Source organism: Rickettsiales bacterium (genome assembly GCA_033762595.1).
In the GTDB taxonomy this organism is placed as follows: Bacteria; Pseudomonadota; Alphaproteobacteria; order Rickettsiales; family UBA8987; genus JANPLD01.
Genome location: JANRLM010000020.1, coordinates 1 through 12,276 on the forward strand (window position 1 = coordinate 1; position 12,276 = coordinate 12,276).

General features: G+C 33.1%; 10 protein-coding genes. 4 read left to right on the forward strand and 6 right to left on the reverse strand.

The window, feature by feature from the left end:
- From SFT90_01470 to SFT90_01480, 3 genes are all read right to left on the reverse strand, one after another.
- Positions 1-187 (reverse strand): hypothetical protein (locus tag SFT90_01470; GenBank protein MDX1949152.1); only part of this gene is annotated, 187 nt, incomplete at its 3' end.
- A gap of 91 nt (positions 188-278) precedes the next feature.
- On the reverse strand, positions 279-1,124 hold the full coding sequence (gene rsmA, locus SFT90_01475) for a 16S rRNA (adenine(1518)-N(6)/adenine(1519)-N(6))-dimethyltransferase RsmA (GenBank protein ID MDX1949153.1): 846 nt from the start codon (positions 1,122-1,124) through the stop codon (positions 279-281).
- On the reverse strand, positions 1,111-4,128 hold the full coding sequence (locus SFT90_01480) for an AsmA-like C-terminal domain-containing protein (GenBank protein MDX1949154.1): 3,018 nt from the start codon (positions 4,126-4,128) through the stop codon (positions 1,111-1,113). The genes rsmA and SFT90_01480 overlap by 14 nt, the downstream gene beginning before the upstream one ends.
- A 69-nt stretch (positions 4,129-4,197) precedes the next feature.
- Here SFT90_01480 and flhB point away from each other — a divergent pair, with 69 nt between their 5' ends.
- On the forward strand, positions 4,198-5,265 hold the full coding sequence (gene flhB, locus SFT90_01485) for a flagellar biosynthesis protein FlhB (protein ID MDX1949155.1): 1,068 nt from the start codon (positions 4,198-4,200) through the stop codon (positions 5,263-5,265).
- Between the two features lies 1 nt (position 5,266).
- Here the strand turns inward: flhB and pheT are convergent, their stop codons facing one another.
- Positions 5,267-7,639: a phenylalanine--tRNA ligase subunit beta gene (gene pheT / locus SFT90_01490; GenBank protein MDX1949156.1), complete on the reverse strand. Its 2,373-nt coding sequence runs from the start codon at positions 7,637-7,639 to the stop codon at positions 5,267-5,269.
- On the reverse strand, positions 7,636-8,442 hold the full coding sequence (locus SFT90_01495; GenBank protein MDX1949157.1) for a methyltransferase domain-containing protein: 807 nt from the start codon (positions 8,440-8,442) through the stop codon (positions 7,636-7,638). Before SFT90_01495 ends, pheT begins: the two co-directional genes overlap by 4 nt.
- Positions 8,443-8,504: 62 nt before the next feature.
- On the opposite strand from SFT90_01495, the gene SFT90_01500 reads away from it, so the two are divergent.
- The 3 genes from SFT90_01500 (at position 8,505) to SFT90_01510 (ending at position 11,414) form a co-directional block, all read left to right on the forward strand.
- Positions 8,505-9,275: a hypothetical protein gene (locus SFT90_01500; protein ID MDX1949158.1), complete on the forward strand. Its 771-nt coding sequence runs from the start codon at positions 8,505-8,507 to the stop codon at positions 9,273-9,275.
- A 1-nt stretch (position 9,276) separates the two neighbouring features.
- Positions 9,277-10,104, forward strand: a complete 828-nt coding sequence (locus tag SFT90_01505) for a hypothetical protein (GenBank protein ID MDX1949159.1) — start codon at positions 9,277-9,279, stop codon at positions 10,102-10,104.
- A gap of 95 nt (positions 10,105-10,199) precedes the next feature.
- A complete protein-coding gene (locus SFT90_01510; GenBank protein ID MDX1949160.1) occupies positions 10,200-11,414 on the forward strand; it encodes an aminotransferase class I/II-fold pyridoxal phosphate-dependent enzyme in 1,215 nt (404 codons plus the stop codon).
- An 11-nt stretch (positions 11,415-11,425) separates the two neighbouring features.
- Here the strand turns inward: SFT90_01510 and infC are convergent, their stop codons facing one another.
- Entirely contained in the window at positions 11,426-12,250 is an 825-nt protein-coding gene (gene infC / locus SFT90_01515; GenBank protein MDX1949161.1) for a translation initiation factor IF-3, read from the reverse strand.
- Positions 12,251-12,276 lie beyond the last annotated feature (26 nt).

Here is a 12,276-nt window from a genome sequence, read left to right on the forward strand (position 1 = left end):
TAGTTTTGAGAATTAAGTAAGGCGTAACTTTAGTTTTTCCGATTTTGATTGTATATTGCTCTTGGCTTAGAAAATCTGCAATTGGTCTAATTTGACCTTGATGCCATAGAATTGCTGCACCAATTAAAATAAACCAAGGCAAAATTCTAAAAATTACTCCTAAAATTTTTAATGTGATGTTGTTCATAATTATATTAATTTAGAAACTTAAAAAAATCTTTCTCCCTGCTATCACAGGGAGAGGAAAAATAACGAGAAAAGCTCACAATACTAAACCATTAATACCTTGCAGCTAATTTTGCAAATTGCTCAGGTGATAAATTTTCTGCTCTTAAATTACCATCAATGTTCAAATCTTGAAGGGTTTTTTCAGTGTTTTCAGCAAATATATTTTTAAGAGAATTTCGGATAGTTTTGCGACGCTGATTAAAAGCTGAAGCAGTTATTTTGCTTAGTTTTTCAAGATTACAATTGAATAAAATTTCTTTTCTTGGCTTTACTCTCACTATTGCTGAATAAACTCTGGGTGGTGGATAAAAAATTGAAGGTGGAACTAAAAATAAAATCTCTGATTCCGCAACTAAATTTGAAATTATTGATAGCCTGCCATATTGCTCATCATTAGTTTTAGCGGTAATTCTTTCTGCAACTTCTTTTTGAAACATAAGAATTAATTCATCAAAAATTTTTGCATTTTTATACCAGATTAAAAGTAGCTCAGTACCTACATTATAAGGCAAATTAGCGATGATTTTTGTTGGCAATTTATATTCCGCAACGATTTTTTTATAGTCAACTTTTAGTGCATCTTGGTTGATAATTTCCATTTTATTTTCTGAAATTTCTTTTAGCTCAGAGAGTATTTTTATGCATCTTTCATCTTTTTCAATTACCAATAATTTTTTTGGGTTTTCTTGCAAAATGGCTCTAGTTAAACTGCCCGCACCACCACCTATTTCAATCACCAGATAATTTTCTAAATTACCAGCTTGCCTCGCTATTTTAGAGGTGAAATTTAGATCAAAAATAAAATTCTGCCCTAGAGATTTTTTAGTAAAAAAATCATTTTCTTTCAGAATTTCACTAATTGATGGAAGATTATTTATTTTTTCACTTAACTGCATTTTGTTTTGTTTTTTTATCAATATCGGTTTCGGCTTTACCCCAAATTTCTCTAAATACACCGGGGGTTAAGGCGGAAAATGCATTCACAGAAACATCTGCATCTGGATATTTACCATTAATAAAATATTTTGTTGCTATAAGGCCTTCGCCTTTTCTTCCTGTTAAATAATTAAGAACTGGAATTTTATTAAACAGAGAATTAATTGAATATGAAGGGGTTACAGCCCCCGAAATATCAAGTTCAGAGGTTTCCAAATTAATCGTGCCGCGACTTGTAATGCCAAGGGAATTACCATAAGCTAAAATATTTTTTAGCGATAAATATTCATGCTTGATAATAAATTCGCCCTCTAAACTTTTCATAGGAATTCCTCCACCAGTCATAATATCTGCAATTCCAGTGAAGCTCGCAAGTGAAAAAATTCTTGCTAGAACAGGCACTTCAGTAATTTTATAATCTTTCATTTTTATACTGCCTTCAATTGCTTCATCTTTTGAAGCATCTGAAAAACCTTCAATTTTAGCCTCACCACCAATAATATTTGCTTTTAAGCCAGAGCCTTTGATTAATTGCCCAACATCATTAGTGTAGACATAAAGTTTTTTATTTCCTGCATAATTATTTTCATCTTCAGGTAGATAAGTTAAACCGAAAATTTTTTCATTATTAAATTTTCCAGTAAACTCAGACTTAAAGCAACTAGACACATTGCACCTTAAATAGCCTCTTGCATTATTTAAGGTTACATCATTAGACATTGATAATTTATCAACATTTAACTCAAGGTTGATTGCAGTTTTTTCTTCGCCGGTTAATAGTTGATAATTATTTACAAGCGAAGAAACATCAAAGTTTCTACCACTTATTTTGATTTTATAATCAGTATAATTTGGCAATTTTAGTGAAGATAGATAGATGCTCGCATCATTTTTACCAGTAAGCAGTTTGCTGAAATAAAATTCATCAGCAATCAAGCCAGCCTTTCTTGAAATAACCGCCTTACCCTCTGAAATTCCGCCTTGAGAAGTAATTCTAAATTTTGCAATTTCTATAGCTTTATCTGTTAAAAATTTTCCATTAAGTGCTGCGGTAATTTTCTCACCAATTTTTTTATTTATTGAAAGGTAAGGAAAATTAATCTCTGATTTTTCAAAATCTAAATTAGCAGAAAAAACATTATCATTATCCAAACTTTTATATTCAGCAGTAAGTGAAGTTTTACCTGTAAAAAATTTATCAAAATCTTTTATTATTAGGGCAATATTTTTTTCACTCAAATCGCCGTTTAATTTAATTTCAACATCATTAACTTTTTTGAAGCCAACAAACGCTTCAATTTCTGCATTGTCAGAGTTATTAATTAAGCCTTTTGCGTTAAAAGTTACACCATCATTATTTACAATCATTTCGCCTTTTTCAGAAGCAAAATTGATTTTATCAAGAACATTATTCGCAATAATTTTTTTGAGTTTTGATTTAATATCAAGCTTCAAATATCTCTCATCAAAGCCATTATTAACATTATCTTTGTAATAAAATTTAGTTCTTGAAAAGGCATGTACATCGTGCGTATTATAATAAAAATCTTTATCCCTACCCTTGGTAATGGCTTTTAGCAAGGGTTTTAGCTCTGATAAATTTCCTGAGCCTTTGCCAGTGATTTCTAAAATTGCATCATCTTTTGTGAGGCCAGTTAGGCTTGAAGTTATATCTTTGAATTTATATTCACCAATATAACCTTCCTCAACAATCATTGAAATATTATCATCTTCTAAATTAAACTCCCCTGAAACCCTTTCTAAAGTTGGGTATCTAGGGTTAAAGCTGATTGAAGAATTTTTTATTTTTCCTTTCGCAGAAATTTTTTCAGCGATAATATTTTCAAAAGTTATGCTTTCAAAATTATAGGCGATATTAACCGCTAATTTATCAAAATAGCCTTTACTATAGCTTTTTATAACTTGTTCTCTAATTTCTGTGCCGATATTTTCTGGCCAGATTTTGGGTAGTCTTTCCATCTCCAAACTCTCCAAGAAAACTGAGCCTTTTATGGAAGGCTCTATAATCTTAGATGCCTCATTTGGAATAAGATATAATTCACCTGCAAAATTCACCTTAGATTTTTTTAACCATTTTTGCCTGAAAGCTAAATCAGTGTTGATGGAAATAGTGTTGGAAGCCCCCCTATCACTAAGCATAATTTCAGCATTACCATTCAGCACTGGATTTAATTTTTTCAACCAAGATAAATCAGAAATTATTTCAGAAAGTGATGATGCAGGAAAGTTAATATATTCAATATCAACCTTCATTTTGTTATCTTTCAGCACTCTGCTATCAGCAATTAAAGTGCTTTCTTTATCAAGGATTTTAGTTTTAATTTCAGTTCTAAGATAGGTTGAATTTTGTAAGCTATAAAAGCTCAATTTTGCATTATTAATCTTCCAATTTTGGTATGCATTATCGCGATTAAAACTAAAAATCGCATTATTAAAAACTACAGATTCAACTGGGATAATATTTTTATCTTTACTAACAAGATTGAACAAACCCGCCACAGATGACTTATAGATTGAAGAAATACTTTCCTCACTTGAGCTATCAAAAAAATCTTTTCCTTCTGTTGCTTTGAATAAAAATTGGGGATTATCAACCAGAATTTCTCTAAATCTAATTTTCGCAATCAGTAAATCAGAAAGCTTAATTTTAGCCTTCATCATAGGTGTTGAGATTATTACATCTTCACCAAGATTTATAAAACTATTATAAAAAATTATTGTGAAGCCCTCCTTAAAGCCCTCAAAATGAGCCTTTGCAGAGCCAATATAAACCTGCACATTCTTGCCAGAGCTTTCAATTACATCTTCTAAATAATTAATATTTTGTGGTGGAATGGTTTTTTCCTCGCTATAAAAAACGAATAAAAATAAGCTCACGAAAATTATCGCAAATAGAACTGAATAGAAAATAATTCTGCCAAAAATTTTTATGAATAAACTCACTTCTTTAATTAAAATATTTTTCTAATATAATAGGCAAAATTCTTTTATAATCCATAATATTTAGCTTTTATGGCGGAAGGTGATGACGATTTAGAAAAAACTGAGGAACCCACCTCACGCCGTATAGATCAGGCCGTTGAAAAGGGACAGGTTGCGTTTTCTAGAGAAATCACGAGCTTTTTATTTTTTGTCTATTTAGCGGTTTTTATTTTATGGCTAGTGCCAAAACTAGGCCAGCAAGGTGCAGTCTCCTTATCTTCTTTCATTGAATATGCGGGTGCGATTAGAATTTCTCGCGAGACGGCTTCAAAGTTTTTTTATGAATCTTTTGGCATTTTTTTTGAATTAATGATTATTCCGCTTGGTGTTACAATAATTGTCGCTTTGATTTCAAGTTTTATGCAGAATGGCGTTGTATTTTCAGCCGAGCCATTAATGCCAAAATTAGAAAAAATCTCACTTATTGCAGGCATTAAAAGAATTTTTTCTGGCAGGTCAATTTTAGAATTTATTAAAGGAATAATTAAAATTACTATCATTGGCTACATCACTTATTCTCTAGTGGTTGCAGAGATTGAAAAAATTATAAATCTTCCTTCACAAGAAGTTTTTACCATCAATGAATACACCTTAATTCTTTGCTTCAAAATTGTTTTATATGTGGCGGCAATAATGATGATTATAGCGTTAGTTGATTTTTTATATCAGAGATTTGAATATCTGAAAAACCTAAGAATGAGTAAGCAAGAGCTAAAGGAGGAATTCAAGCAAACTGAAGGAAATCCTGAAGTTAAAGCAAAACTCAAGCAAATTAGAGAACAACGCGCGAGGCGGAGAATGATGGCAGCAGTGCCAAAAGCTGATGTTGTAATTAGAAACCCAACGCATTATGCAATTGCCCTTTTATACAAAACAACTGAGATGAAAGCCCCAACAATTATTGCGATGGGGCAAGATGATCTAGCTCTCAAAATCATTGAAGTTGCTGAAGAAAATGAAGTGCCAGTTGTTACTAATAGAAATCTTGCAAAATCGCTTTATCAAACCTGCGATTTAGATGAGGAAATCCCAATTGAACACTATAAAGCCGTCGCTGAAGTTATTGCTTATGTCTATAAATTAAAGCAGAAGGTTTAATTTATCTAATCTCAGCTTTGCAGTTGGTTTTCACAGCATTAATTATATTATCAGAAATTGTATTTATTTCTTGATCAGTGAATGTTTTTTCTTTCGGTTGCAGAATAGTTTTTAGTGCTACTGATTTTTTATTTTCACCAAGTTTATCACTTTCAAACACATCAAAAATCTGCACATCTTCAAGAAAATCTTTTTGAGCTTTTTTAACTGCTGAAATAATTTCAGCAGATTGAATATTTTTATCCAGCACAAAAGCAAAATCCCTTTCAACGAAAGGTAGATTGTTTTCAACCATCAATTTCTTTGCAAAGCCTAGTTTTTCCTTAGCCTCTGGCAGGTTATCAATAAAGATTTCAAAAGCTAAAATATTTTGTTTTATATCAAAAATTTTCAAAATTTCTGGGTGAAGCTCGCCAAGAATTGCAATTTTTTTATTTCCTAAAACAAATTCTCCAGATTTTCCGGGGTGGAAAAATTCTGAATTTGTTTTCTGAATTTTCAATTTTGATGTATCAATAAATTCTGAAATTATTAATTCTGCAAAATATTTTGCATCAAAAAAATCATAATTTTCTGCTTGAAAATTTGGAGTTTTACCTCTTCTTTCCCCCGTTAAAACACCTGATATACATAAGATTTGCTCAAAATCCCCTTGATTTTTTTTGAAGATATTTCCAATCTCAAAAAGCCTTAAATTATTTCTCTGACGCACAATATTTTTCTGTAAAGCCTCAAGCAAAGTAACGATTATTGATGGCCTCATCACATTCAAATCTTGGCTGATTGGGTTTGCAACTTCAATTAAATTAGACTGATTTTCAAATGATTTAGCAAAGTTGGAATTTGTAAATGAGAAACTCACAACCTCGTCTAAACCTTGAGAAACCATTGTTTTTCTAATATTAGAAATTTTCTTTTGTTTTGCATTTAGTGGTTCAATTTTTGCTACTGGTTTTTCCAAAAATTTAGTTGGGATTTTATCAAAACCATTAATGCGAGCAATTTCCTCAGCTAAATCTTCCGCAATTGAAACATCATTTCGCCAAGATGGAACTTGAATTTCTGAATTGTTTTTAATTTCAAAACCTAGAGACTTAAGAATATTTTTTGATTCTTCTTCAGAAATTTCAACGCCAGTGATTTTTTTGGTAAGCAGAAAATCAAAATTTATTTTTTTGTTTTCAAAAGTTAAATCGCCTGAAAGCTCTGGTTTAGAAGGGTTTCCGCCGCAAATATCCGTGATTAATTTTACAGCATAATTAAATAATTTATAAGAATTAAAATCAATATTTCTTTCAAATCTATATCTTGCATCAGAATCTATTTGAAGTTTTCTGCCAGCTTTTGCGATGGTTTCAGAGTCAAAATTTGCAATTTCTAAGAAAATATTCTTAGTTTTTTCATCAACGCCAGAATCCAAACCACCTATAATTCCTGCAATTGCAACTGGTGATTTATCATCTGCAATCACTGGAATTTCCTCACTTAAATTATATTCATTTCCATCTAACGCTTTTATTTTTTCACCCTCTTTTGCAAAACGCACTGATAAATTTCCAGATAATTTATCAGCGTCATAAATATGGGCTGGCCTGCCGAATGCGAAGGTTAAATAGTTTGTAATATCAACCGCAGGTGAAATTGATTTCTTGCCGATTGATTCCAATTTTTCTTTAAGCCACTGGCAAGGCTTAGAATTATCAACATTTTTGATATAAACTCCAACAAAATATTTTCCGGCGTTTTCTGCAATATTTACCTTAATTGTTGATTCAAAATCTCCAGAAATTTCAGTAAAATTAAGTGGTTTCAATTTACCAATTCCAGTTGCAGAAAGATCTCTCGCAACACCATAAACCCCAAGGCAATCGCCACGATTAGGCGTGATTGCTATTTCAAATAAAGCATCTTCTTTATTAATAAACTTAGCAAAAGATTCACCAACGATTGAATTTTCAGGCAGCTCTAAAATACCTTCGCTTGCTTCTTCCAGATTTAACTCCTCCGCAGAGCAAAGCATTCCGTTACTTTCAACGCCTCTAATTTTTGATTTTTTAATTTCAAAACCGCCATTTGGAATAATTGCGCCAACCCTAGCTAGTGGAATTTTTATGCCAGCCCGTGCATTTGCAGCACCGCATACGATTGAGAGAATCTCGCCATTTCCAGCGTTCACTTTGCATATTTTAAGCCTATCTGCTTGAGGGTGTTGTTCAGTTTCAAGAATTTCAGCAACAGAAAATGGTTTCAAAATTTTTGCGTAATCAATTACAGATTCCACCTCTAACCCAATAGAAGTAAGCTTTTCAGAGATTTCTTCAATGCTTGCGTTGGTATCTAAATATTCTTTTAGCCAAGATAATGTAAATTTCATAATTTATTTTTGTTGGTTTTCCAGCCTGAGAAGGTTATAATTTCAAAACTTGCAGGAAGCAAGCCTTGATTATCAGCAAATTTCTGCCGATAAATCTCCTCAGCTTTTTGAAAAAAATCTCTACCAGCGTAATTTTTATCAGCTTTTAGGATTACGTTGCCCTCTCCACTATACCGCAAATCATAAAGCAAATCCTTGAGATTTTCATATTGAACGATGATGGTTTCAGTGATTGCAACTGGCTCAGAAAAGCCTGCTCTTTGCAGTAAGCCCGCCATATCTTTTGCATCTGCAAAAGGAGAAATTCTAGGTGTTACACGATTATTTTGGCTTCCAACTTCAAGAAAAACTTGTGATAATTCTTTAAGAGTTGCACCGCCAAAAATACTTGCAATAAAAAATCCATCACTTTTAAGAATATTTTTTGCCTGCACCAAAAAACCAACTAAATCATTCACCCAATGTAGATTGAGATTGCTGATTATTAAATCAAATGAACCATTTGAAAATGGCAGAAATTCCTCATCGCAGACAATTTGATTTTTTCCTTCAAGTAATTTCTCACTTACATTGCTACTAAAAATTTCTCCGATAAGAGAACTATTTTTTAAGTGGTTTTTTAGAAGGTTTTTCTTATCACCGATATTAAGAACTTTCTCAAAATTCTTAACTATATCCACTCCAAAATTGCTTACAAGTCTGCTTGCAACTTCTTCAGCAAGGAATTTGTGATTCTCAAATTTGTTAGAATTTGCAATTCTTTCAAAATGTTTTTTCTTTATTTTTCTATCAAAAACTTGCATTTTAGTTTTACTTCTAGAACAATATTTTATAATAATTTATTCAAAACCTATATCTTTTTAAGATGAATTTAACAACCATAAGATATGTAATTTTAACTGCTCTCAGAGATTTTCTATTTGTTGGAATTCTCGGTGCTTTGATTGCATCAGTTTTCTTATCTCATTTTTTGGCAAGCACAGTGATGCTTGAAAAGCAGCAGATGCTTTCCTCGTTCACAACTGGCTCTGCGAGGGTGGTTTTGGTAGTGGGAATGATAGTTTTTATTTGCTTTCATATTCGCCGTGCGTTTGAAAATCGGGAGATTGATTTGATGCTTTCAAGGCCGATTTCAAGGGCTTCTTTTATATTTTCATATTGGCTTGGCTTTTCAATCGTGGCACTTTTAATGGTTTCTGCACTTGCATTTTATATGATTTGCTTTTTTGAATATGATTATACAGGGCTTAGCATTTGGGTTTCATCAATGGTGTTAGAATTATTTATCATCGTAGCCTTTGCATTATTTACATCGGTTATTCTAAAAAGCTCAGTAAGCTCAGTTTTGCTATGTTTTGGCTTTTATATACTCTCAAGAATGATTGGTTTTTTTCATTATGTTTTAGAAAAAGCAGTTACATATACTTACGAATATTTTGAATTTTATGCACAAAAAATAATTTGGCTGGTTTCTTTTTTAATGCCTCGCCTTGATTTATTTGCTCAAAGTAAATGGCTTGTTTATGGTGTTGATTTTTCGGCTGATAATCTGATTTTCCCTGTGATTCAAACCTTAATTTATGTTCCGCTTTTATTGTGTTTAGCGATTGTAGATTTTAGCAGGAAGCAATTTTAGAATGAAAAAATCAGTTAAAATATATATTCTATTCGCAGTTCTTTTGCTTAATGCACAATATTTGCTTTGGGGTGGAATGAAATTTATCAATGGTGATTTTTGGGGTGGTTCTCGCTATATAAAAAATCAACTTGAGATTGTTCCTAAAGTGCCTTCTAAAGAGATTTTCAAGGTTTCATCTTTTGGTGATGAGCAGCTGGCTTTTCGTTATTACGGTTATATGCTTCAATTTGCAGGTGATACTTTCGGCAGGGTTACGCCCCTTAAAGATTATGATTACTCAAAATTATATCAATGGTGGAAATTGCTTGATGATGTTGATAGCAAATCAGATTTGATCGTTAATATGGTTGCTTATTATTTCTCAGCAACGCAAAACCCCAAAGAGCAAGTTCCATTTGTTATAAAGTTTATTGAGGAGCATTCAGATAAAGACCCAGAAAATAAATGGTGGTGGTATGGGCAGGCTGTTTATTTAGCTAATTTCCGCTTGGAAGATAGAGATTTAGCTTTAAGAATAGCTAAAAAACTTGCTTCTTTGCCAAAAGAATTAGATTTGCCAATCTGGACAAGGCAGTTAGAGGCTTTTATATATGAAAAAACTGGTGAATATCAGCAAGCTTGCGATATTATAATCAATGTTCTTGATAATTACGGCGAATCTAAGCTTGATGAGGGTGAACTTAATTTTATCTATCATTTTATAACCGAACGAATTGGTGCAATTATTAACGCAGAAAAATCAAAAGGAAGGATTGCATTAAGTTATGAATGCAGATATTTAGTAGAAACACAAAAAGCCTCTGACCTTCGGAAGCGATTTAGGTAGTTGGTTAATGGTTGATTGTTGATGGTATAATTATTTTGACAAAGCTATGCTAACCATCAACCATCAACCATCAACCATCAACCATCAACTAAGTTATGGATTTTCCATTCAAATATGAAGAATTCCCTCGTATAAAGCGTTTACCGCCTTATGTTTTTGCGGCTGTGAATGAGGCTAAAGCCGCGGCACGCAAAAGGGGTGAGGATATTATAGATTTTGGCTTGGGTAACCCTGATTCCCCAGCACCTAAGCATGTTATAGAGAAGATGAAGCAAACCATCATCAAGCCTGATGTTCATGGTTATTCGGTTTCTCAAGGGATTTTAGGCCTAAGAAAAGCAGTTGCTGGTTATTATGAGCGAAGATTTAATGTATCGCTTGATGTTGATTCGGAAATCGCCGTTTCACAAGGTTCAAAAGAGGGGCTTTATCACCTTGCAATTGCAATTTCAAAACCGGGCGATGTAGTGGTTGTGCCAAACCCTAGCTATCCAATCCATACATTTGGTTTTGTGCTTGCGGAGGCATCAGTCTACTCAATAAATAGGGATTTTCAAACACCAGTTAAAGAAGATTTAATTCCAAAATTCAAAAATGCTTTTGAGAATATTAAACCAAAACCTTTAGCGGTTATTGTGAATTTTCCATCTAACCCAACTGCTGAAACCGTCGGCCTTGATTTCTATGAGGAGATGGTTGATTTATGTCGCTTTTACGGCGTGATTTTAATCTCAGATTTAGCTTATTGTGAAACTTATTTTGATGGCGTTCCGCCACCTTCTGTAATGCAGGTGAAGAAAGCGAAGGAAGTTGCGGTTGAGTTCACAACCCTTTCTAAAACTTACTCAATGGCTGGTTGGCGTGTTGGTTTTTGTGTTGGTAATAAAGAGATTCTAAAAGCTCATAAAAGGGTAAAATCTTACCTTGATTATGGTAGTTTTACGCCAATTCAAGTTTCAGCCACTCAAGCTCTAAATGGCCCGCAAGATTGCGTAGAGGAATTTCGCAATAAATATAAACGCCGTAGAGATATTATGGTGCCAGCCTTAAGGCGTGCTGGCTGGAATGTTGCGAATCCAAATGCTTCAATGTTTATTTGGGCGGAAATCCCAGAAAAATTCAAGGCGATGGGCTCAGTTGAATTTGCAAAATTATTACTAAAAGAAGCTAAAGTTGCTGTTTCCCCTGGTGCTGGATTTGGCTCAAATGGTGATGGGTTTGTTAGAATTTCTCTGATTGAGAACGAGCATCGCTCTCGCCAAGCCTGCCACAACATCAAAGCCTTCTTCAAGAAAGAAGGTTTGTGTTAGGAAATTATCTATTAAACCTTAATGGGGCTGAAATTCTGCACTAGAGAGCCAGCTTCCATTTTTGCAGGTGCATCTGGTTTTCCGAATTCTTTTAGTGCTTCAACGATTTCCGCCATTTTTTTATAGCCGATGTCATGGTGCGCGTTTTCTCTACCCTTGAATTTCATTGAAAACTTAACCTTATCACCATCTTGTAAGAATTCTATAGCGTGCTTAATGCGATATTCTAAATCGTGAGGGTCCGTGTTATATCTGAGTTTTATTTCTTTAAGATGAACAATTTTTTGGTGTTTTTTAGCTTCCTTCTTTTTCTTTTGCTGCTCATAGAGGAATTTGCCTAAATCCATTATTTTACAAACTGGTGGCTCAGCATTCGGAGAAATTTCTACTAAGTCCAAATCAGCATCTTGTGCCATTGACAAAGCTTCTCTTAATGAAATAATACCTACCATTTCACCATTTTCATCAATTAAGCGAATTGGATCAGCTTTGATATATTGATTAACCTTTGGCCCGTCATTTTTAGCATTTTTTGCGTATTTATCTTCTTTTTGTGCGTTATTATCTTTTTTGAATGGTGGCCTTGAACCGCTGTTGAAAGGTGGCTTGGAGCCTGAATTGAAAGGTGGTTTTGAACCAGAGTTAAATGGCGGTTTAGAACCAGAATTAAATGGTGGCCTTGAACCAGAATTATTATTTGAATTTTGTGGTCTAGAACCGAAAGAATTATTATTCGGTTTTGGTGAAGAAGGCCTATTGAAGTTAGAGCCTTGGTTATTGTCGTTATTTATAAAATCCTCTCTATTTGTTAAATTACTTATATTATAATGGAACAATTACCAATTTTTGTCAAGCTATTGGT